Source organism: Sphingomonas sp. 3P27F8, from assembly GCF_005502745.1.
GTDB lineage: Bacteria > Pseudomonadota > Alphaproteobacteria > Sphingomonadales > Sphingomonadaceae > Sphingomonas.
Genome location: NZ_SCNL01000002.1, coordinates 195,339 through 217,510 on the forward strand (window position 1 = coordinate 195,339; position 22,172 = coordinate 217,510).

At 65.7% G+C, this 22,172-nt stretch carries 21 protein-coding genes; 13 read left to right on the top strand and 8 right to left on the bottom strand.

From position 1 onward, the window contains the following. Positions 1 to 106 precede the first annotated feature (106 nt). Positions 107 to 1,351 carry a TetR/AcrR family transcriptional regulator gene (locus FFS35_RS03515; RefSeq protein ID WP_137785732.1) on the top strand — a complete coding sequence of 415 codons (1,245 nt, stop codon included), beginning with the start codon at positions 107 to 109 and terminating at the stop codon, positions 1,349 to 1,351. Here FFS35_RS03515 and FFS35_RS03520 read toward each other — a convergent pair. The 4 genes from FFS35_RS03520 to FFS35_RS03535 form a co-directional block, all read right to left on the bottom strand. Next, positions 1,348 to 2,010 carry a helix-turn-helix domain-containing protein gene (locus FFS35_RS03520; RefSeq protein WP_171007490.1) on the bottom strand — a complete coding sequence of 221 codons (663 nt, stop codon included), beginning with the start codon at positions 2,008 to 2,010 and terminating at the stop codon, positions 1,348 to 1,350. The genes FFS35_RS03515 and FFS35_RS03520 overlap by 4 nt on opposite strands. Before the next feature lie 248 nt (positions 2,011 to 2,258). Next, the gene (locus tag FFS35_RS03525) at positions 2,259 to 3,563 is read right to left on the bottom strand and encodes an MFS transporter (RefSeq protein WP_137785734.1); all 1,305 of its coding nucleotides are present in this window, start codon (positions 3,561 to 3,563) and stop codon (positions 2,259 to 2,261) included. A gap of 104 nt (positions 3,564 to 3,667) precedes the next feature. Next, complete coding sequence (locus FFS35_RS03530; RefSeq protein WP_137785735.1) at positions 3,668 to 4,732, bottom strand: acyl-CoA dehydrogenase family protein; 1,065 nt, start codon at positions 4,730 to 4,732, stop codon at positions 3,668 to 3,670. A gap of 119 nt (positions 4,733 to 4,851) precedes the next feature. Then, positions 4,852 to 6,072, bottom strand: a complete 1,221-nt coding sequence (locus FFS35_RS03535; protein WP_137785736.1) for an acyl-CoA dehydrogenase family protein — start codon at positions 6,070 to 6,072, stop codon at positions 4,852 to 4,854. A gap of 160 nt (positions 6,073 to 6,232) precedes the next feature. Between FFS35_RS03535 and FFS35_RS03540 the strand changes: the two genes are divergently transcribed. Continuing rightward, positions 6,233 to 7,441, top strand: coding sequence for an MFS transporter (locus tag FFS35_RS03540; RefSeq protein WP_171007491.1), 1,209 nt, complete (start codon positions 6,233 to 6,235; stop codon positions 7,439 to 7,441). A 135-nt stretch (positions 7,442 to 7,576) separates the two neighbouring features. Here FFS35_RS03540 and FFS35_RS03545 read toward each other — a convergent pair whose 3' ends face one another. Then, positions 7,577 to 8,404, bottom strand: coding sequence for an SDR family oxidoreductase (locus FFS35_RS03545; protein ID WP_212742161.1), 828 nt, complete (start codon positions 8,402 to 8,404; stop codon positions 7,577 to 7,579). Between the two features lie 31 nt (positions 8,405 to 8,435). On the opposite strand from FFS35_RS03545, the gene FFS35_RS03550 reads away from it, so the two are divergent. The 5 genes from FFS35_RS03550 to FFS35_RS03570 all read left to right on the top strand — a co-directional run bounded on the left by FFS35_RS03550 (position 8,436) and on the right by FFS35_RS03570 (position 13,647). Continuing rightward, positions 8,436 to 9,968 carry a class I adenylate-forming enzyme family protein gene (locus tag FFS35_RS03550; protein WP_249341430.1) on the top strand — a complete coding sequence of 511 codons (1,533 nt, stop codon included), beginning with the start codon at positions 8,436 to 8,438 and terminating at the stop codon, positions 9,966 to 9,968. After that, complete coding sequence (locus tag FFS35_RS03555; protein ID WP_137785737.1) at positions 9,965 to 10,750, top strand: thioesterase family protein; 786 nt, start codon at positions 9,965 to 9,967, stop codon at positions 10,748 to 10,750. The genes FFS35_RS03550 and FFS35_RS03555 overlap by 4 nt, the downstream gene beginning before the upstream one ends. 121 nt (positions 10,751 to 10,871) lie before the next feature. Beyond that, on the top strand, positions 10,872 to 11,477 hold the full coding sequence (locus FFS35_RS03560) for a hypothetical protein (protein ID WP_171007492.1): 606 nt from the start codon (positions 10,872 to 10,874) through the stop codon (positions 11,475 to 11,477). 101 nt (positions 11,478 to 11,578) lie between these two features. Further along, positions 11,579 to 12,298 (top strand): response regulator, encoded by a 720-nt coding sequence (locus tag FFS35_RS03565; protein ID WP_137785947.1) that lies wholly within the window; start codon positions 11,579 to 11,581, stop codon positions 12,296 to 12,298. A gap of 38 nt (positions 12,299 to 12,336) precedes the next feature. Beyond that, complete coding sequence (locus FFS35_RS03570; RefSeq protein ID WP_137785948.1) at positions 12,337 to 13,647, top strand: ATP-binding protein; 1,311 nt, start codon at positions 12,337 to 12,339, stop codon at positions 13,645 to 13,647. Positions 13,648 to 13,701: 54 nt separating this feature from the next. Here the strand turns inward: FFS35_RS03570 and FFS35_RS03575 are convergent, their stop codons facing one another. Then, complete coding sequence (locus FFS35_RS03575; protein ID WP_137785739.1) at positions 13,702 to 14,019, bottom strand: hypothetical protein; 318 nt, start codon at positions 14,017 to 14,019, stop codon at positions 13,702 to 13,704. On the opposite strand from FFS35_RS03575, the gene FFS35_RS03580 reads away from it, so the two are divergent. The 6 genes from FFS35_RS03580 (at position 14,009) to rplL (ending at position 18,625) form a co-directional block, all read left to right on the top strand. Beyond that, positions 14,009 to 14,773, top strand: coding sequence for a CAP domain-containing protein (locus FFS35_RS03580; protein ID WP_137785740.1), 765 nt, complete (start codon positions 14,009 to 14,011; stop codon positions 14,771 to 14,773). The two genes, FFS35_RS03575 and FFS35_RS03580, sit on opposite strands and share 11 nt — an antisense overlap. A gap of 154 nt (positions 14,774 to 14,927) precedes the next feature. Next, positions 14,928 to 15,359 (top strand): 50S ribosomal protein L11, encoded by a 432-nt coding sequence (gene rplK / locus FFS35_RS03585; RefSeq protein WP_137785741.1) that lies wholly within the window; start codon positions 14,928 to 14,930, stop codon positions 15,357 to 15,359. 2 nt (positions 15,360 to 15,361) lie between these two features. Further along, complete coding sequence (rplA, locus tag FFS35_RS03590) at positions 15,362 to 16,054, top strand: 50S ribosomal protein L1 (RefSeq protein WP_137785742.1); 693 nt, start codon at positions 15,362 to 15,364, stop codon at positions 16,052 to 16,054. A 146-nt stretch (positions 16,055 to 16,200) separates the two neighbouring features. After that, positions 16,201 to 17,370, top strand: coding sequence for an alpha-hydroxy-acid oxidizing protein (locus tag FFS35_RS03595; RefSeq protein ID WP_137785949.1), 1,170 nt, complete (start codon positions 16,201 to 16,203; stop codon positions 17,368 to 17,370). Positions 17,371 to 17,665: 295 nt separating this feature from the next. Continuing rightward, the gene (gene rplJ, locus FFS35_RS03600; RefSeq protein ID WP_137785743.1) at positions 17,666 to 18,181 is read left to right on the top strand and encodes a 50S ribosomal protein L10; all 516 of its coding nucleotides are present in this window, start codon (positions 17,666 to 17,668) and stop codon (positions 18,179 to 18,181) included. A gap of 66 nt (positions 18,182 to 18,247) precedes the next feature. Next, positions 18,248 to 18,625: a 50S ribosomal protein L7/L12 gene (rplL, locus tag FFS35_RS03605; RefSeq protein WP_137785744.1), complete on the top strand. Its 378-nt coding sequence runs from the start codon at positions 18,248 to 18,250 to the stop codon at positions 18,623 to 18,625. A gap of 134 nt (positions 18,626 to 18,759) precedes the next feature. On the opposite strand, the gene FFS35_RS03610 is transcribed toward rplL, so the two are convergent. Together FFS35_RS03610 and FFS35_RS03615 are read right to left on the bottom strand one after the other, a co-directional pair. After that, positions 18,760 to 19,944 (bottom strand): hypothetical protein, encoded by a 1,185-nt coding sequence (locus FFS35_RS03610; protein ID WP_137785745.1) that lies wholly within the window; start codon positions 19,942 to 19,944, stop codon positions 18,760 to 18,762. 42 nt (positions 19,945 to 19,986) lie between these two features. Then, on the bottom strand, positions 19,987 to 21,918 hold the full coding sequence (locus FFS35_RS03615) for a CocE/NonD family hydrolase (RefSeq protein ID WP_137785746.1): 1,932 nt from the start codon (positions 21,916 to 21,918) through the stop codon (positions 19,987 to 19,989). Positions 21,919 to 22,172 lie beyond the last annotated feature (254 nt).

Below are 22,172 nucleotides of genomic sequence, written 5' to 3' on the forward strand. Positions count from 1 at the left end.
TTCGGTAAAGCGTATGAATCATCATTTTGCCCCAACGGAAACGGCCGGTCGCGCGCTGACGAAAAGAGGACTGTTTCTTCGAAATGTAGATGCTAAGAGTATTCGGATGCACGGCACGGGGGATACCGGCCAAGGAGAGGATACGAGCACGCGGCGCTTCCGGGCGAAGCGTGATGCGATCCTTGCCGCGGCCGCAGACGCGATCAACGAACAAAGCGCGAAAGGCATGACTTTCGCGGACGTTGCCCGACGCGTAGGCCTGAACACCACCAGCGTCACCTATTATTTCAAACGCAAGGAGGATCTGGCGGCAGCCGCGTTCGAGCATACGCTCGACTATCTGCTTCAGATGCTCGAGGAATCGATGCTCGAATCGACGCCGGAAGCGCGCGTCGAGCGTTATCTTGTGCTGAACATGGCACGGCTTGCACGGGTGCAGCGAGGCGAGGAGCGGCAGATGGCCGGCCTCTCAGATCTGCGTGCCACGGACGAGCCCGTGCGCTCCCGCCTGATGGCACAATGGCGGGAAGTGTTCCGCCGTACGCGGCTGTTGTGGGGGCCGTCCGACACGCGCGGCACGACCGATCTGAACGGCGCACGCGCGCATGTGTTGCTGGAGAACACCTTCTGGTTGCCGGTGTGGCTCGTGCGGTACGATCCCGATCAATATGCACGCGCCGAAGCGCGGCTGATGGACGTATTCCGCCACGGCATCGCCGGTTCCGGTGCGGTGTGGAACCCGGCTCCGGTCGACTTGCCGCATGACGAGGCCGTGCCCGGGCGCGAGGCCTTCCTGCTGGCGGCGACGCGGCTCATCAACGAACTCGGCTATCGCGGCGCCTCGGTGCAGCGGATCGCATCGGAGCTGAATGTCACCAAGGGCAGCTTCTATCACCATCTTGACGCCAAAGACGATCTGGTCGTCGCTTGTTACAAGCGCAGCTTCGATACGATCGCGACCGCGCAGCAGCGTGCTGACGAACGCGGCGGCACCCAGTGGGATCGCCTGGCGGGAACGATTGCGACGCTGCTTGACGTGCAATTCTCGGAGCTTGGGCCGCTGCTGCGCACCACGGCGCTAACCGCGCTGCCGATCGGCGTGCGGCAGGTAATGGTGGAGCGATCGAACCGCATCGCACGCCGTTTCGCCGGCACGATCTCCGATGGGATCGCGGAAGGGACGATCCGCCCGGTCGATTCGTTGATAGCGGCGCAGGCGCTGATGGCGTTTCTCAACGCCGCGTTTGATATGCGCAAATGGGCATGGTCGATGCCGCGAGAACGCGCCATCGCGCTTTATGCCTCCACACTCACCTTCGGGCTTTTCGACGATCGCTTGATCGAAGGCTAGACCGCCGCGCCCAGCACATCCGCGCGCGTCCGCATTACCAGCGCGTTGAGCGGCCCGCGGCGCTGGCGAAATTCACGGATCGAACACCCTAGAAACAGGTGTGCGTCGCGCAGAAAGTGCGAGCGATCCCAATAGCCAGCCGCCGCCAGCAGCGCGCCGGATTCCTCGGGCGACGCGTCCAGCGTCGCACTGAGCGCGCGAAGAAAGCGTCGGCGACGCAAAAGCAGCTTGGGGGTAAACCCGAAATTCTGCCGCGTCAGCACGGAAAGCTGACGGGAGGTGAGCTGCAGTTCCTCGGCCAGCGTTTCAATTCGCATAACGGCGACGTCCGCGATCATCGCTTCGAGCCGTTCAAGCAAGGGGTCAGGCGCGCGATCGGTTGCGAGCCTGCGATCGAGCCAGCGCTCGAACGCGATCGGCGGATGCTCGCCACCATCGAGCGCCTCCAATAGTCGCTGCGCGGAACCGTCCAGGTTGGCGAGCGGGACCACGCGGTTGGCATAAACCGAAAGATCGCCGCCGAACAGCCGCGCCCACCCCTGCGCGTGAATCCCGATGCCGACGACCGTCCCCCCGGTCGCCTCGATCCAGCCGGCCACGCTGGTCGGCCCGGTGAAGGAGGCGAGCGGCATATCGAATTTGCGTGCGCCCAGACGCATCGACCAAGGCTGCGGCCCCTCGATCCCGAAGCGAATGGTAGCGAGGCTTGGAAAGAATACGTCACGAAAAACCGAGCCGACGGGTAATCCAAGACGAAAGCGATGGAACCCCGTTACTAGTCCTGCAAACCTTTCACTTGCCCGCCAGAAAGTGACCGGCGCGTCATCCGAATCCGCCATTCCGCCCCTCGATCAACGAGGATGCGGTAGCATTAAAAACAAGTGCCCAAGGTAGGAGTTTCTTACAATTATACAGGCTGTTCGGACATTTTACGCATCAAATGGCCTGCCCGCCAATAATGGTAAACGGCCCACGGCGTCAGCAGCGAGACGCCCAGCATCGCGTAGCGCAGCGATTCGGCGCCATAGGCTGGCCGCAGCCAGTCACTGATCTGCCCGACCGCGAGCGGCCCTATACCCAGACCAAGCAGATTGATTGTCAGCAATGACAGCGCCGCCCAGGTCGCCCGCTGCCGCAGTGGAGCGAGATGCTGGATCATCGAGAAAGTCGGCCCGATGTAGGCGCCGGCGAATATGTAGGACGCGAAATAGCAGCCGATCGCGAGCGACGCATCCTCGACGAAATAGAACGCGATGCTGAACGGGAAGGCGATCACCTTCATCCCCGCGACCACGCGGCTTTGCGCCCAGATACCGGAGCGCCGCGCGGCACGGTCGGCGAGGAACCCGCCGATCAGGGCGGAGGCCGAACCGACCAGCGCGGCCGGGAGCGCAACGTAGCGCGATATATCGAGCAACGAGAAACCGAGCGAACGCTGCATATAACTCGGCCCCCAGCCCGTCACCGCGTAACCGACCAGCGAGGTGACGGTCATGCCGGCGATCAGGTGCCTCGCCGCCGCATCACGCCAGATCGACGTGATGCCCTGAAAAAGAGATGGCGCGGCATGGCGCTCGGGCACCGCACCCCCGTCGGAGAGGCCGCGTGGAGGCTCCACCACCAGCAGCCGCACGATCAGCGCGAGCAGCAATCCCGGCAGCCCGACGACAAACATCGCCGCGCGCCAGCCATGCGCGCTGGCGATGATGCCACCGATCGCCATGCCCATGCCTCCGCCCAGCAGCACGCCGAGCGAATAGATCGACATCGCGCTGGCCCGCTTTTCCGGCGGATAAAGATCGGCGATGATCGAGTGGCTCGGCGGCCCGGATCCCGCCTCGCCCACGCCAACGCCGATCCGCGCCAGCATCAGCTGCGCGAAATTCTGCGCCAGTCCGCAAGCGGCGGTCGCCCCGCTCCACAATGCGAGGCTTATCGCGATGATGTTGCGCCGGTTCGCGCGATCCGCAACGCGCGCCACCGGGATGCCAAGCGTTGCGTAGAAAATCGCGAAGACGAGCCCGGAAAGCAGGCCCAGTTGCGTGTCGCTGAGCTTCAGATCCGCCTTGATCGGCTCGAGCAGGATGGCGAGTATCTGCCGATCCATGAAGCTGAAGAAATAAGTGATCGTCAGCAACGCGAGCGTCAGCCCGCGCCGCCGCGATGCCAGGGCCCGCGCATCCGCGATGCGCGGGGCAGTCGACCTCTCCATCGGCCCTCTCCTCGTTCCCGATCGAGGTTATCGTGCCGAAACTTGAATCACGACCTTAAAAACGCGGAGCAACATTATGTTTTATTTGCTCCGCCTTGCGCCTCTCAATAACCGTTGAGCCGTCCGAAACGATCGCGATGATATGATGCGGTGCCCCACATCGCCTCCAGCGTCGCGGCGCGTTTCAGATAAAGCCCGGCGGCATATTCGTCGGTCATCCCGACACCGCCATGAAGCTGCACCATCTCGCGACTGGCGAGGCGCAGCGTATCGTTGGCGACAGCCTTGGCGAGGCTGACGGCCTGATCGATATCGGAGCGGCCCGCGTCGATCGCCTCCAGCGCGCCTTCGACCGCCGAGCGCATCAGTTCCAGTTCGGTGAGCATTTTCGCCATGCGATGCTGCAAGGCCTGGAACGTCGACAGCACCTGCCCGAACTGCACGCGCTGCTTGAGATAATCGAGCGTCTGGCCGAAGGCGCTTTCCGCCATGCCCAGCATCTCGGCGGCGGTGACGGCGGTGGCGCGATCGGCGATCGCCTGGGTCAGCGCCGTGTCCCCCAGTTTCTCGGCTGGCGCATTCGTGAACGTCACGTCCGCATGGCTGCGGCTATCCGCCATCCGGCGCGTCGCGACGGTCACGCCCTCGCCCTTCGCGACGAGATAAAGCCCGTCGGTGGCCGCGACGACAAACACGTCCGCCCCGTCCCCTTCCGCGACGAATTTCTTCGCGCCGCTCAGTTTTCCATCGGAAACGCTGGTCGCCAACTTCAGATCATGGTGGCCCCCCTCGTCGATCGCGAGCGTTGCGATCGTCTCGCCTGACGCAAGCTTGGGCAGCCACTCGCTCTTCGCCCTGTCCGACCCACCCATCACGATCGCGCTGGCCGCGACCGCCGTCGAGGCGAGCGGCGAGGCGGCGAGGTTGCGCCCAAGCTGCTCGACGACAAGCCCGAGCGAGAGATAACCGAACGCCGATCCGCCGAACTCCTCGGGAATGACGATTCCGGCCCAGCCCATCCCGCCGATCGCCTGCCACGCCCCGGGATCGAAGCCCTTGCCGGCCCCGCTGTCGCGCAGTTTGCGGAATGCGGCGATCGGGCTTTCGTTGTCGGACCATTCGCGCGCCATATCGCGCAGCATCACTTGTTCTTCGTTCAACGCGGCCATTATCGTCTTGCCTTTCGGATTTTATCGCGGAGGAAAGCGCTTGACGCGCTCTCCTCCCGCCTGCCCTTTCCGGGCGCCCGGTTCCGCCCGATGCGCCCAAACGGAATCATTGCAGGAATTTACTGGTGATCGAGCATTCCGAGGATGCGCTTGGCGATCACGTTGTTCTGGATCTCGCTGGAGCCGCCGTAAATCGACACCGCCTTGCCCATCAGCCACGTGCGCGTCTGCTCAAGCTCCTCACTTGAGAAGCCTTCGCCTTCCCAGCCCAGGCCCTGCATCCCCATGATCTCCACGTTGATCTCCGCACGATCCTGTATGATGCGCGCGCCGACATTCTTCATCACGCTGGTCGCGGCGGATGGCCCGCCATTGCCCTTCGCCTCCAGCGCGGCGCGGCGCAAGGTGAGCGCGAATGCCCGCTGATCCATTTCGTGCTTGATGATGCGGGTGCGCAGATCGGCGTCATCGAGCCGCCCCTCCGCATCGGTGCCGCGATATTTCCGGGCGATTTCCGGCACGCTGGTGCCCTGGCTCATCCGCCCGGCCGAACCGCCGCCGCCCGACAGCGAATTGCGTTCATGCTGCAACAGGCGCGTGCCGATTTCCCAGCCCTGCCCTTCACGGCCGACGAGATTCTCCTTCGGCACCTTCACGTTGGTGAAGAAGGTTTCGCAGAACGGCGACGAGCCGGAGATCAGGCGGATCGGGCGCGTCTCCACGCCGTCGCTCGTCATGTCGATCAGCAGGAAGCTGATGCCCGCATGCTTCTGTGACTTGTCGGTGCGGACGAGCGCGAAGCATTTATCCGCCCACTGGCCGCCCGACGTCCACGTCTTCTGGCCGTTGACCAGATAGTGATCGCCCTTGTCCTCCGCGAAGGTCTGCAGGCTGGCAAGGTCAGAGCCGGCGCCCGGTTCGGAATATCCCTGGCACCAGCGCACCTCGCCGCGCACGATGCCGGGAATGTGTTCGCGCTTCTGCGCCTCGTTGCCATATTCCAGCAAGGTCGGGCCGAACATCATCACGCCCATGCCGCCGATCGGGTTCCATGCCCCGATCCGCGCCATTTCCTCCTGCAGAACGCGCGCTTCCTCGCGCGAAAGGCCGCCGCCGCCATATTCCTTCGGCCAGGTCGGCACGCCCCAGCCCTTATCGCCCATCGCCTCGCGCCATTTCCTCTGCGCCGGCGTTTCTTCGCTAGGGCCCTCGACGGCGGACATGGCATTATCCGCGCCGCGCAGTTCGGGCGTGAAATTCGCCTCGAGCCATGCGCGCGCTTCCTGTCGGAAGCTCTCCAGGCTGTCTGACGGTCGGTCCAGGTTCGCGGCGGTCGCCATCGACATCACTCCCACAAGTTCGAATCTGAAGATCGGGTATGGCGGCCCGCATCGCACGACTCGATCCAATATGCAAAGGGACAACGCGTCCGCCAGCCGTTAGAATGGTGCGGATCGATCACGAAAGCGGCCGTGCAGAGCCGTCGCAAGAGGGGTTTCGATGCGTTTCCACCACCGCGCGGTGCCGATCGCGCTTGCCGCGATCCTGATCGACACGATCGGTTTCGGCATCGTCATCCCCGTGCTGCCGACGCTGATCGTTCATCTCGCGCGCGTCGATCTGCCACAGGCGACGCGCATCGGCGGCTACATGCTGATCGCCTTTGCGGTGGCGCAATTCTTTGCCGGGCCGATCCTGGGCAATCTCGGCGACCGGTTCGGCCGGCGCGCGGTGCTGCTGTCGGCGATGACCGCCTTCGCCGCCGATTACGCGCTGATGGCGCTCGCGCCGACGATCGGCTGGCTGTTCCTGGGTCGTATCATCGCCGGCATCACCGGCGCCACCTATGGCCCGGTCAACGCCGTGATCGCGGATGTGACGCCGCCTGAAAAGCGCGGCGCGACGTTCGGGCTGGTCGGCGCGGCGTTCGGCGCAGGCTTCATCCTCGGCCCCGCGATCGGGGGGCTGCTATCGACACTGGGGCCGCGCGCGCCGTTCGTCGCCGCAGCCTGCCTCGCGCTCGCCAATGCGACGACCATCGCGTTCATCATGCCGGAAACGCTGCCGCCGGAACGCCGCAGGCCGTTCGACTGGAAGCGCGCCAATGTGTTCGGCGCCTTCGCCCCCCTGCTGCGCGCCGGCGGCGCCACGCCGCTGCTGGCCGCCGCGCTTTTGTGGCAGATCGCGCACATGGTCTATCCCGCGACATGGGCGTTTTACGCCGAGATCGCGCTCGGCTGGGACGGGCGGGCGATCGGCTGGTCGCTGGCGGCGACGGGCGCGGCGATGATGCTGGTGCAGATCTTCCTGATCGGCCGCGCGATAAAGCGCTTCGGCGAGGAGCGTACGGTGTTGATCGGCCTTGCGGTCGGCATGGTGGAATTCTGCCTGATCGCGTTCGCCACCAGGGGCTGGGAGGTTTACACCCTGATCCTGTTCGGCGCGCTGGCGGGGCTGGTTTTCCCGTCGATCAACGCGATCCTGTCCAGCCGGGTCGATGCAACGCATCAAGGCGCGCTGCAGGGCGGCATGGCGAGCCTTTCCAGCATCGCCGCGATCGTCGGCCCGCTCGTGATGACGCAATCGCTGGCGTTCGGCGCCGACCGCGGATTGCCGGGCGCGGCCTTCCTCCTCGCGGGGGCGCTGGCGGGGCTGGCGCTTGTAACGATCTGGCTGGGCGTCGTGCGGCGGCGTGGGGCGTTGGCGTAATGGCGTTCGCGAGCGGCCGGGCTGCGCGCGCTCGGAACACTCTCAGCAAGTTGGTCACTACCCCCTGGCACCGTGAAATGAATGGCCGTCAGTCTGAAGATCGTCGGCTATCCACCCGTCTATAGCCCCTTTCCGTCACCCCATGTCCCGGCCAGGTCGGCGGCTTAGCCCCACGTCCAGATGCGCGCCGGCATCGACCCGCCACACTTCGCCGGTGATCGCGCGCGTCGCCGGATCGAGCAGCATCTCGATCGGGCCGGCGATCTCTTCGGCCTGCGGAGCGAGCGCCAGCGGGGTCATGCTCGCGATGCGCGAATCGAGCGCGGCCTTGCCCTCCGCGCCAAGCGCCTTTTCGAACCATCCGGTGCCGACGTAGCCAGGCGCGACCGCGTTGACGCGAATGCGCGGCGCAAGCACGCGTGCCAGGCTCTGCGTCATCGTCAGCATCGCGCCCTTCGACGCGGCATAAGCGATCGAGGAGCCGATCCCGTGCAGCCCCGCGACCGAGGCGACATTCACGACGGCGCCGTGCGGGCTTTCGGCCATCGCCGCTGCCGCCGCGCGTGTCATCTGAAAGGCGGCGATCGTGTTCAGCCGGTAGATATCGATGAAGTCCTCGGCCTCCAGCCCGTCGAGCCGCTCATGCGCCACGTGCTTCGTCCGCCCGGCGTTGTTGACGAGGAAGTCGATCCGCCCGAACCGCTCCTGCGCGGCGGCCGCCAGCGCCCGGCATGCCGCATCCTCGACGATATCCGCCTGCACCGCGATCGCCCCCTCACCCACCTCGTCGGCCAGCGCCTCCGCCTCGGCCTGGCTGTGCGCATAGTTGATGACACAGGATACGCCGCGCCGCGCGAGTCGACGCACCACCGCCGCGCCGATGCCCGTGCCCCCGCCCGTCACGATCGCCACCGATCCCTTCATCACGCTCTCCAGCTCGTTTTCGAAAATCGCGTATGGCATTCCCCGATCGCATCGCCTAGCGGCTTCAGCCATGATCGACACTGCCGCGATGCTCGCCGAGCCGTTCGGGCTATTGCCGGACCTCATTCGCCACCACGCCCGAAGCCAGCCGGAGAAGCTCGCGATCGCCGACGGCGATACGCAGATCAGCTACGCCGAACTGGATCGCGCGATGGATCGCGTCGCCACCGCGCTGCAACGCGACGGCACTGCACAGCGGCAGGCGGCGGCGATGGTGGCCTATCCATCGGTGGAGCAGGCAATCGTTTTTTTCGGCGCGCTCCGCGCCGGCAGCATCGCCGCCCCGATCCAGCCTTCCGCCACGCCCGAGCAGATCGCCGGCATGATCAGGGACAGCGGCGCGAACCTCGTCTTCCTCGATGCCGCCAATGCCGGGGCCCTGCGCGATCAGGCGCTGTCCGCGCGCATCATCCGGCTGGAGGAACTGGAAGAATGGGTCGCACCCCAAGGGGCGCGGCCCGCCCCGGTCAAGATCGCGCCGGAGGATGGCTTCAACATCATCTATTCATCCGGCACCACCGGCATTCCGAAGGGGATCGTGCAGAGCCATGCGATGCGTTGGCAGCATTTCTCGCGTAACGCCGGTGCGGGATACGACACGGCCGTCACGCTGCTGTCCACACCGCTCTATTCCAATACCACGCTGGTCAGCTTCCTGCCGACGCTCGCGTGGGGCGGATCGGTGGTGCTGATGAAGAAGTTCGAGGCGCATCGCTTCCTCGAGCTGGCGGAAAGATATCGCGCGACGCACACCATGCTGGTGCCGGTGCAATATCAACGGATCATGGCGGTGCCGGATTTCGACCGCTTCGACCTGTCGGCCTTCCGCTTCAAGACGTGCACGTCCGCGCCGTTCAAGGCCGAGCTGAAGCGCGACGTGCTCGATCGCTGGCCCGGCAAGCTGGTGGAATATTACGGGATGACAGAGGGCGGCGCGTCGTTCGTCCTGATCGCGGACGAGTTTCCCGACAAGCTGCACACCGTCGGCCGCCTCGCGCCGGGGCATCAGGCGAAGCTGCTCGACGAGGCGGGCAACGAAGTGGCCCCCGGGGGCATCGGCGAGATCGTCGGCCGCTCACCCGCGATGATGAACGGCTATCACGGCCGCGATCAGGCGACCCGCGATGCCGAATGGTTCGACGCGCAGGGCAATCGCTGGCTGCGCCACGGCGATGTCGGCCGGTTCGACGAGGACGGCTTCCTCACGCTGATGGACCGCAAGAAGGACATGATTATCTCCGGCGGGTTCAACATCTACCCCTCCGATCTCGAGGCGGTACTGGCCCAGCATCCGGCGGTCGCCGACTGCACCGTGGTGGGGGTCGCGAGCGAGGAATGGGGGGAGACGCCGATCGGCTTCTTCGTGCCGCGCGCGGGGTCGGCGGCGCCGGCGGAGGAAATCCGCCAGTGGGTGAACGCACGGCTCGGCAAGACGCAGCGGCTGTCGGCGCTGCATGTCGCGGCCGAGCTGCCGCGCAGCGCGATCGGCAAGGTATTGAAACGCGAGCTGCGCGATCGGCTCGCAGCGGGGGAATTTGCATGACCAGCCTTAAACAGCTTCTCGAAACACTTGAACCGATGCCCGATGCTCCCGCCTGGCGCGGCACGATCCCGGATAACTGGCTTCAGGGGCGCACGGCCTATGGCGGGCTTTCCGCCGCGATCGCGTTGCATTGCGCGATGCAGTCGGAGCCGGATCTGCCGCCGCTCCGTTCGGCGCAGGTATCGTTCATCGGCCCGCTCGCCGGCCCGATCATGGTGACGGCGCACAAGCTGCGACGCGGAAAGAACGCGGCGTTCATCCAGGCCGATATCGAAAGCGAGGCGGGGCTGGGGCTGCGCTGCACCTTCGTGTTCATGCGCGCGATCGAGAGCGAGGTTGACTACCAGACCACCACCCTCCCCGCGTTCCCGCAGCCCGGGCCGGACGAAACGACGTACAAGGGCAATCCGCACGTCGCCTTCACGCAGAATTTCGAATTCCTCGATCGGCGCGAGGGGCCGGGGCTGAAGCCCGCGGAATGGCTGCGCTGGACCCGGCTCAACGATCGCGAGGGGCTCGATCCGATGGTGGAGCTGATCGCGATCGGCGATTGTCTGCCTCCCGCGGCGTTGCGCCTGCTTGGCCGCAACGTGCCGATTAGTTCGATGACGTGGATACTCAACCTGCTCGGCCCGCTGCCGCGCACTGACGATGGCTGGTGGCTGCTGCGCTCGAACGCTGACTATGTGCGCGCGGGCAGTTCCTCGCAGCAGATGGGGATCTGGAACGCGGCCGGGGAAATGGTGGCGGAGCAGATGCAGTCGGTCGCGCTGTTCGCGTGACGGCCGCCGCGACAATTTGCGACAATTCTTCAGACGCGCCGACAAACCTGCGCGACAAGACGCTTCTAGATCGGTGAGCAACGGCGGGAAAATCCTTCCGCCGCACCACGAGGATCGCATGATGAAGAAGCTGTTGCTCGCGCTTGCAATGGGATCAACCACGCTCGCTGGCCCGACGTTCGCGCAAACCCCGCCCGCCCCGCCGCCGGGCGCGTCACACGCAGCGCACGACCCCAACCGCATCGTCACCCGCGACGAGGCGCTCGCCAGGGCGGACCGGAAGTTCGATGCCGTCGACACCAATCACGACGGCAGGATCACCGCTGACGAAATGCGGGTCGCACGCGAACAGCGCCGGGACAAGATGCGTGCCCGCTGGCAGGCGCGTCACCCCGATCAGGCGCAGCCCGCGCCCGGCGCCGATGGCGGCAAATGGGGCGGTCGCGGCGATCACCGTCGGGACGGCATGGGCAAGCGCGGCGGCGGCGATCCGAACCGCGTCATCACGCGCGAGGAATGGCGGCAGAAGGCGGCCGCGCGGTTCGATCGCGTCGATGTGAACCACGACGGCCGCATCACCCCCGATGAGCGCAAGGCAGCCCATCAGGCGATGCGAGAGAAATTCCGCGAGCGGATGGAAATGCGCCGCGATCGTCGCGGGCCGCCGCCGGCCGATGGCGCCCCGGCGCCGGCGCCAGCCCCTGCCCCTGCACCGCGCACCAACTGACCGGCGTTGGCCGGCGGCGTCGGGTGGCATCCTCCGGCCACCCGACGCCTTTATCCCGACGGCGCTTTTCCTGGAGTGATGACGTGCTACATGCCGATGCGATGGGGGAAACGCCGCACCTGCTGCTTGTCGATGACGAGCGTTCGATCCGCGAACCGCTCGCCGCCTATCTGACGAAGCAGGGCTTCCGCGTGACGCAGGCCGCCGATGCGGAACAGGCGCGGGCGCGGCTTGCCGCTTATGCCATCGATCTCGTTGTGCTCGATATCATGATGCCCGGCGAGGACGGCCTGTCGCTATGCCGCCACATCCGCGAAACCGGCGAGCTGCCCGTCATCCTGCTCACCGCGCGGACGGAGGAAACCGACCGGATCGTCGGGCTGGAGATGGGCGCCGACGATTATGTCGTGAAACCATTTTCTCCGCGTGAGTTGTCCGCCCGGATCAAGGTGGTGCTGCGCCGCGTGCACGCCGGCGGCGCGCGCCAGCTCCCGCCGGAAAGCGGTGCCTATGCTTTCGCCGGCCGTGTGCTCAAGACGGGCGAGCGCACGCTGGTGGATCGCGACGGCGTGTCCGTTCCGCTTTCGACCGGCGAATATAACCTGCTGCTCGCCCTCGTCACCCGGCCGCGCCATGTGCTGACGCGGGATCAGTTGCTTGATCTGACCCAGGGGCGCGAGGCGGCGGCATTCGATCGGTCGATCGACAATCAGGTGAGCCGGCTGCGGCGAAAGATCGAGGCCGATCCCAAATCGCCGGAAATCATCAAGACCATATGGGGCGGCGGCTATTCCTTCACCGCCGACGTAACCCGCCTGTGACACCGAAGCTCGGCTGGCCGCGCAGCCTGGCCGGGCAGATGGCGCTGCTCGTGGCGATCGCGCTTTTCGCGGCCCAGGCGGTGAATTTCGCGCTGATCGTCCGCGATCGCACGGCAAACCGGATCCAGCAAGCGGCCGCGCTTCCGGCGCTGCGTATCGCCGAAGCGCTGGACCGGGAAGTGGGCGGACGGCCAATCTCGTCCGATCGCGGGAGAGTGCGACACGTCGCGAGCAATCCGATCCCTGACTCGCTGCCACGCCGCGATGACGTGGCCGAGGCCGTCCGCGCCAATCTCGCGCGGATGAGCATCGCGAGCGGCAAGGTGGACGCTGCAATCCTTGACGGCCCCAAGGACACGCCTGCGCCCGACATGCGCCGTCGCCGCCTGCGGGGCGGCGTGGAGCGCGGACCACGGCGCGCAATCCTGATCGCGGTGGAGCTGCCCGGGCAAGGCTGGCTGGTGACTCGCGCGGCGTGGCCCTCTCCCGGCCCCGCGATCCTGTGGCGGCTGATCGCCCAGACGCTTTTCCTCTACATCATGGTGCTGGCGCCGGTGCTTTGGCTCGCGCGGCGCATCTCACGTCCCTTGAACGCGCTGGCACAGGACGCCAGCCGAGTCTCCCTGGAGGGCAAGACGACGCCTGTGCCGGAGGCCGGCCCGGCGGACGTGCGCGCGGTGATTGCCGCCTATAATGCGCTGCGCGTGCGCGTGCGCGCGATGCTCGACGAGAAGGACCGGATGCTGGGTGCGATCGGGCATGATCTTCGCACACCCCTGGCGGCGCTGCGTGTCCGTATCGAATCGGTCGACGATGAAAACGACCGGGTCCGGATGGCCGATACGATCGCGGAGATGAACCGCACGCTCGACGATATATTGAGCCTTGCCCGGCTGGGTCGCCCCAGTGAGCCGGTCACCGAAGTTGATCTCGCCGCGCTGGTCGATGCCGTGGTCGAGGATTTCCGCGATCTGGGTCATGCGGTAAGCTTCGCCGATGCCGTGCGGCTGCCGGTGCATATTCGCCCGTCGCTGATCCGCCGCGCGGTGCGCAACCTGATCGAGAATGCGGTTAAATATGCCGGCGCGGCGGAGGTTTCGATACAGCCCGGCACAGCTTCAGTGGCGATCGCGGTAGCCGATCGCGGGCCGGGCATTCCGCCCGAGCGCCTCGCCGATGTGTTCGAGCCTTTCGTCCGGCTGGAAACCTCCCGCAATCGCGATACCGGGGGGAGCGGGCTTGGGCTGGCGATCGCCCGCGCGATCGTGCGCGAGGCCGGGGGCGAACTCTCGCTCGCCAATCGCGCGGGCGGAGGGCTGGAGGCGATAGTTACGCTGCCCGCGCGATGAGCCGCCCGAACGAATCGACGAACTGACCGAAGGTCTTTGCGAATTCGCAGTATTTTACCGGTAATCGTCTCCCATGCGTATCTCCTCACGATCGTTCGCCGCTCTTGCCCTTGCCACGCTTGTTTCCGGCTGCGGCGGTTCGGACGGAACCGGCTCGAGTGGCAGCGCCGCCCCCGTCGCCAGCCCCTCCACATCGCCTACCGCGAGCCCGACCGGAACCCCGACTGCCAGCCCCACGGCAACGCCGACCGGTACACCGACCGGTACGCCCACCTCAACGACCTGGGCTGGCCAGGCAGCGGCGATGTATGATGTGCAGCCCGATGCCACCGCCTGCACTTCCGGCACGTTGAAAGACTCCGTGAAGGCCACGTTCCTTGCACAGCTCAACACGATCCGCGCGCTGCACAATCTGCCGGCAGTCGCCTATTCGAATGAGGAGGACAGCCAGGAGCAGGATACCTCGCTGATGATGGCGGTGGCGAAGCAGCTCAGCCACACGCCGGCGACGACCTGGCCATGCTACAGTTCGAGCGGCGCGGCGGGCGCGGGATCGAGCAACCTTGTCGGCGGCTGGGGCACCGGCCTGCCGTTCAACAGCGAGGACGATTATCTCGGCCTGTGGCTCACCGAGAACGGTTCCGCCGATATCGGCCACCGCCGCTGGATCCTGAGCCCGTTCCTCGGCAAGACCTCCTACGGTCGCGTCGCTGTGGTGCTGGCGGACGGATCGCGCGCGAGCGCTGCGTCGATGCGGGTGTTTAACTTTCATACCAGCCCCGCGGTGCCGAGCGGCATCCCCCCCTTCGTCGCCTATCCCTACGGTGATTATCCGCAGCGCTATTTCGGCCTCGGCAATTATCTGTCGTTTACCGCGATCAGCAGCACCAGCAGCTCATGGGCCAATCAGGCGGTCAGCTTCGCCAGCGCAACGATCACCGTGACCGGTCCCGCCGGCGCGATGACCGTGACCGATATCAGCACCGACAATCAGGGCTATGGCGTGCCGAACAGCATCCAGTGGCGTGTGACCGGCCTGCAGGCCGGAACATCCTATACGGTGAAGATAAGCGGCGTTTCCGGCGCGCCGCAAACCAGCTACACCTACACGTTCCGCGTCGTCTGACCGGCGCGGTTGCAACCGGGCGCCGTTTCGGCTAACGGCCCCACCTTCCTCGTGACAGCGACGGAAATGCTTGCGGGAGGGCTCTGGCCCGATCGAACCGCTAAACTTGAAACCAGGCCGTCTCCCGTGGGCGCGGCCGGATTGAGAGAGTGACATGGCAAAGAAGATTACGGGTTACATCAAGTTGCAGGTGCCTGCGGGCGCCGCCAATCCCTCGCCGCCGATCGGCCCCGCGCTCGGTCAGCGCGGTGTGAACATCATGGAATTCTGCAAGGCGTTCAACGCGCAGACGCAGGACATGGAAAAGGGCGCGCCGCTCCCCACGGTCATCACCGTCTATGCCGATCGCTCGTTCTCGTTCGAGACGAAGACCCCGCCGGCGACCTTCCTCATCAAGAAGGCCATGAACCTGAAGTCCGGCTCGAAGGAGCCCGGCAAGGTGGTCGCGGGCAAGATCAAGCGCTCGCAGCTTTCGGAAATCGCGCAGGTGAAGATGAAGGATCTGAACGCGAACGATATCGAAGCCGCGACGAAGATCATCGAAGGCAGCGCGCGGGCCATGGGCCTCGAAGTGGTGGAGGGCTGAACATGGCTAAGCTGACCAAGAAGCAGAAGGCCAACCAGGTCGATGGCGAGAAGCTGCACAACGTGGACGAGGCGATCGCGCTGGCCAAGGCGGGCGCCACCGCTAAGTTCGACGAGACGATCGAAGTCGCGCTGAACCTCGGCGTCGATCCGCGCCACGCCGATCAGATGGTGCGCGGCGTCGTCACGCTCCCGGCCGGCACCGGCAAGACGGTGCGCGTCGGCGTGTTCGCCAAGGGTGCGAAGGCGGACGAGGCGCGCGAAGCGGGCGCCGATGTCGTCGGTGCGGAAGACCTGATGGAAACGATCCAGGGTGGCACGATCGATTTCGATCGCTGCATCGCGACCCCGGACATGATGGGCATCGTCGGCCGGCTCGGCAAGGTGCTCGGTCCCAAGGGGCTGATGCCGAACCCGAAGCTCGGCACCGTCACGATGAACGTCGCCGAGGCGGTGAAGGCGGCCAAGGGCGGCCAGGTGGAGTACCGCGTCGAGAAGGCCGGCATCATCCACTCCGGCATCGGCAAGGCATCTTTCAGCCAGGAAGACCTGCGTCGCAATTTCGATGCGCTGGTCGATGCCGTGGTGAAAGCCAAGCCATCGGGTGCGAAGGGCAAGTACGTTCGCAAGGTGGCCGTCAGCTCGACGATGGGCGCGGGCATCAAGGTGGACGTGGCGGAAGTCGCCGGCGCCTGATTTTACGACACATCAATGCCGAAAAGGGCCGGGAGCGATCCCGGCCCTTTTTGTTTGCAGGCGGGCAGCCGATGCCAACGTTCCTTGACGCCGTCGCCAAGGCTGCCGAAAACCCCGCACGCAATTGTGACTGGGGGAGGCAGCGGATGCCGCATTACGGCGATTTCCAGAATTCGATCTACGGCGCCGGCCTCACCGGCGTGCAGCCGACGCTTCCGGTAGATTTCGCGACGCTGAAAGCGCGGGCGGAGGCAGCGATGCCGCCCTCGGTGCTCAATTATGTACAGGGCGGATGCGGCGACGAATTCACACAGGACGAAAATGCCCGGGCCTTCCGGCACTGGGGCATGGTGCCGCGCATGATGGTCGATTGCACGAGCCGAGACCTGTCGATCGACCTGTTCGGCAATAAGCTCCCCTCCCCGCTCTTCATGGCGCCGATCGGCGTGACCGGGATTGTAACTCAGGACCAGCACGGCGATCTGGCCGCCGCGCGCGCCGCAGCCACCACTGGCGTGCCGCTGTGCGCATCGACATTGGCGAACGATCCGCTGGAGGACGTGCTCCACGCGAGCGGCACGACGCCGGCGATGTTCCAGCTCTATACTCCGCGCAACAAGGATGTCGCCGCCAGTCTGGTCAGCCGCGCGGAGGCGGCCGGATACAGGGCGATCGTGGTAACGCTCGACACGTGGGTAACGGGCTGGCGGCCTCGTGACCTGAACGTGTCGAACTTTCCGCAGCTGCGCGGGCACGTATTGACCAACTATTTCGTCGATCCTGCCTTCCGCGCCTTGCTGGCGAAGCCGGCGGAGGAGGATCTGCGCGCGGCGATCAACACGTGGAGCGCGACCTTCGGCAAGGTGCTGACCTGGGACGATCTGCCATGGCTCAAATCGCTCACGAAGCTGCCGATCGTGTTGAAGGGCATCTGTCATCCCGATGATGCGCGGCGCGCGCTGGATGGCGGCGCGGACGGCATTTACGTCTCGAACCACGGCGGCCGGCAGGCCAATGGCGGGATCGCCGCGATCGACATGTTGCCGGGCGTGGCGGCGGCGGTGGATGGCCGTGTGCCGGTGCTGTTCGATTCAGGCATTCGATCCGGCAGCGACGTGATCAAGGCGATCGCGCTGGGCGCGGATGCGGTGGGGATCGGCCGCCCCTATACCTACGGACTCGCGCTTGGCGGCGCGGAGGGCGCGGCGCATGTGTTGAAATCGATCCTCGCCGAAGCGGATCTGCTGATGGCCGTGAACGGTTATCCCGATCTGGCGGCGGTTCGCGCGGAGGGCGCGAGGCGGACCGACCGATAGATTGACTTTCACGCGCAAGCCTGTATTGGCCCGCGCTCGCCCGGCAGCTTCGTGCCGCCGGGCACCGTCCGAGACAGTAGGTGCCGGAATGCCGGCTTAATTTCCTACCGAGGCGGGGACAGGATTTTGCCGGCTGGTCATCGATGTGACGCGCCGGTCTGCCGCGGTCCGCGATTGAGCGTGGCTGCGTCTGCTTCCCATTCCCCATCGCTGGACAACCCATCCGCTCGCAAGGCGTGTGGGGAAATGCAACCGGGCATGCGCTTCGGCTCATGCCCAGAACGTGGAGAATGGCATGGATCGTGCTCAAAAGGCCGCGGCCGTCGCCGAGCTCAACCGCAATTTTTCCGAGGTCGGCGTGGTGATTGTCACCCGTAACCGCGGAATGACCGTCGCGCAGTCAACCCAGCTGCGCAACAAGATGCGGGAAGCCGGCGCGAGCTACAAGGTCTCGAAGAACAAGCTTGCCAAGATCGCGCTCGACGGCACCGACTATCTCTCGCTGGGCGATCTGCTCACGGGTCCGGTCGGTCTCGCCTCTTCGATCGATCCCGTCGCTGCGGCGAAGGTGGCGGTCGAATTCGCGAAGACGAACGACAAGTTCGAAATCGTGGGCGGGGCGATGGGCGCGAATGCGCTCGACGTGGAGGGCGTGAAGGCGCTCGCCACGCTGCCGTCGCTGGACGAGCTCCGGGCGAAGATCGTCGGCCTTATCGTGGCACCCGCCACGAAGCTGGCGACCATCACCCAGGCGCCCGCCGGGCAGCTTGCCCGCGCGCTCAAGGCATATTCGGAGAAGGAAGCCGCCTGATTTCCGGCGGTTTTATCAAACGAAACTCAAAGCCCCACCGGGGCTTGCGATTTGAAGGAAGTAACAATGGCAGACCTGAACGCGCTGGTTGACCAGCTTTCCGAACTGACCGTCCTCGAGGCGGCTGAGCTTTCGAAGCTTCTCGAAGAGAAGTGGGGCGTTTCGGCCGCTGCGGCGGTTGCGGCTCCTGCAGCCGGCGGCGCCGGTGCAGCGGCTCCGGCCGCCGAAGAGAAGACCGAGTTCGACGTGATCCTCACCGGCGACGGTGGCAAGAAGATCAACGTCATCAAGGAGGTCCGCGCGATCACCGGCCTCGGCCTGACCGAAGCCAAGGCGCTCGTCGAGTCCGCTCCGAAGGCCGTCAAGGAAGGCGTGTCGAAGGACGAGGCCGAGAAGGTCAAGAAGCAGCTTGAAGAAGCCGGCGCGACCGTCGAACTCAAGTAAGCCTCACGTCGAGCGCGGGCATGATCCGCGCTCGATCCCGCCTCCGCGGCCAGCTTTAACAAGCCTGTCAGTGGTGGCGCGAGCAAAACAGAAGGAGGCGGCTTCCGCGTGGGAGCCGCCTCTTTTTTTTGCTGTTACCGTTTCACCGTGGCCCCGTGCGCGCGGATAGCGATCGCATCGTGCATCCGGGCGGGTTCGTCCAGCCACATCGGGCCCAGCTTGCCGCCGTCGCCGCGATCCACGCCAACCGCGAAAGCCGCAGTCGTCTGCCCCGGCGATCCCGCGGCCGCGTCATACAGCAGGTTGAGCGCCACCACGGGCACGAACATCGGGCGACCGGCCGCCTCCAGCGCGACAATATCCTCCCGCCGCAGCGTCGCGATCCCGCGCACCGGCCGCTCCTCACCAGGCGCGAGATCGAACGGGGGCACGACCGGCCGGTCGACCGGCTCCGCATAAAGGCCGGCGAGCACCGTATCCTGACCCTGCTGCGCACTCGTGAGCCGGATCGCGACGCGCACCCCGCGTGCGATCGCGATCCCTTCATTGCGCACCGTCAGCCCCACATCGGCGGTGGCGGTGACAAGGTTGATGCCCGCGCGATGCACCACCGGCAGGGCAACATCGATCCAGGCGCGCTCGCTCGGCGCAGGGCGTTCGAGAAATTGCGGCGGCTCCGGCGCAGGCGGTGCTGCACCGGTAGCGCTCCGCGCGACCGGCGGATCGGGCGCTGCCGCCGGCAGTGAAACATTCTCGATCGGCTCGTCCGTGCCGCGATCCTCGCCCGGCAGCAACCGCCGCCGCCACGCCACGAAGCCGGCCGCGAGCGCAGCAAGCCCGCCAAGCCCTGCCGGCACCAGCCAGCCAGGCAAACCTTCGCCAACGTCCGGCGACGACGCGGGCGTCGCGGCAACAGGAACCGGGCTGGCCACCGGCGTCGAGGGCGACCCTGTGGGCGCGGGTGCGGGTGCGGGTGCGGGCGCGGGTGCTGGCGCCGCCACGACAGGCACTGGCGTGACGCGGGCGGAAGGCGATGATGAGGGGCGCGGTTGCGGTCCCGGCACCGCCGGCAGCGAAATTGCGCGCGGGGTCGAGCGCGCGCGCGGCGCGGCCTGTGGCGCGCTGGACGGCTCTACCGGGATCAGCGCGATCGGCTGCTCGCTGGCCGGCAGCGCGGCATTCGTCGCGGTCGGCGTCGGCGCGATGATCGGCGCCGGCGTCAGATCTTCCGGTGCTGTTTTCGGGATCGTCTGCGCGATTCCCGATCCTCCGGCCAACGCCGCCCCGGCCAGCGTCAGCCCTGTGATGCCTATTTTCATTCCCTGCGCGTTATCCCGTCGAAGCTGAACCGCACCCTATCGTCACTGCTCGGCCGGGCCCGTCGCCGGCACGACTGGCAGCCATACAGCGCTCGCCTTCGTTCCCCCTCGCACGAGCGTGATCGTCGCCTTCTGATAATCCTCGGGCTTCGCGAAGAAGATATTGGGGACATATTTCTGCGGGTTGCGATCGTAGAGCGGGAATTGCGACGACTGCACCTGCACCATGATGCGATGCCCTGGCTGAAATACATGGTTCACGGTCGGCAGCCGAAAACGATAGCGCTGAACACTGTTCGCCGGGATGGCGGCCGGCTTGTCGAAGCCGTCGCGATACCGTCCCCGGAAAATGTCCTGGCTGATCGAAAGCTGATAGCCGCCTTTCTTCGGATCGTTCGCAATTTGATCGGGATAGACATCGATCACTTTCACCACGAAATCGCCATCCGTGCCGGTGGTCTTGGCGAACAGGTCCGCGATGGGCGCGCCGGAAACACGCATCGGCTGCGTCAAGGGCGCGGTCTGATAGGTCATCACATCCGGCCGACCATCGACAAAGCGCTGATCCTGCACCAGCCACGTCTTCCAGCGCTCGTCATCGCCGAAATTAACCGGGCGCGGCAGATGCGGCACCGGCTTTGCGGGATCGGAGACGTAGCTGTCACCCCCCTCCCCGCCCTTGTCGAAGCCGAGCCCGCCGTCGGCTTCCAGATAGATCGGCTTCAGCGGCGCGGCGCATCCCGCCTCGCACGCCATCGGCCATTGCGCCAAGCTGTCCCAATGGTTCGCGCCGGTGTTGTAGATCAGCGCCTGCGGCGGGGTGAACGCCGGCCGGCCATCGCGCAGATACTGATCGAAGAACGGAAACAGATATTTGTCGCGCCATTGCGTGGCGGTGTCGCCGTTCCACTTGAAGTCACCCAGCGAAGAGCCGTCGTAATTCGCCTGGCTATGGCGCCACGGGCCCATGACGAGGAAATTGCTGGCCAGTTTGCCTTTTGCCTTCAGCGCCTCCCAGGCGTGGATCGCGCCATACATGTCCTCCTGATCCCACAGCCCCTGCTCCCACATCGTCGGCACGTTCGAGGGATTGGCGGCGACCAGCTTGTCGAGTGCCTGCCCCTGCCAGAAAGCGTCATAAGCGGGATGCGCGGCCATGCGCTGCCAAAAAGGTAAGGCGGCATAGCCGGATTTCTCCGCCCAGGCGCCTGCCGAGCCGACGCGCCTGAACTGCTCGTAATCGTCGTAGAACCCGGAAGCCGGCTCGTCGCCCGCCGCCTTGAAGCCGGTCTGTTCGCCGAGCCAGCCGATGTTCGCAAGCCGGAACGCGCCGTAATGGAACCAGTCGTCCCCCATCCAGCCGTCGATCATCGGGCTTTCCGGCGCAGCGACCTTCAGCGCAGGGTGCGGGTGCAGCAGCGCCATCACGACCGTGAACCCCTCGTAAGAGGAGCCGAGCATGCCGACGCGACCGTTCGATTCGGGCAGGTTCGCCTTCTTCACCAGCCAGTCGATCGTGTCCCACGCATCGGTGGTGTGATCTACCTTGGTCGGGTTCAGCGGGCCGATCACTGGCCGGGTGACGACATACTCCCCTTCCGAGCCATATTTGCCCCGGATATCCTGAAACACGCGAATATATCCGGCGCGCACGAACGGTTCGTCGCCCTGCGGCAGGATCGAGAGCATTTTCGGGCTCGCCATTCGCGCCACCCGGCCAGACGCATTGTAGGGCGTTCGGGTCAGCAGGATCGGCGCATTCCTGGCGCCCTTCGGGATGACGATGACGGTGTGGAGCCTCGCCCCGTCGCGCATCGGGATCATCACCTCGCGCCGCACATAGTCATTCGCGTCGGTGGAATAGGCGAAGTGCGCCGGAATATCGCCCCCGGGTCGCACGACTCCCTGCTCTTGCGCGGCGAGCGGAGCGGCGGACAGTGCGAGGCAGGCCAGGGCAAGCGTCTTGCGGGTCATGAATATTCCTGTTTGACTGTTGCCCGTTATGCGCAGTGGCGCGCGTCGATCAACCTGTCCCTCGTAGATTGACGTTGCCGGACATGGCTCCTATATCGCCGTCTTCGCTGGAGCTTCGGGACATGATGCGGCGTCGCGCACCGTATCGCACGAATGGAGGCTTCCGGTTCATAAGACGCTTCAGGCTGCAATCGCTCCGATCGTGGGGATGATCGCGGCCTTTTCGCGTCTTTATCGCGCTCTAATGTTTTTTA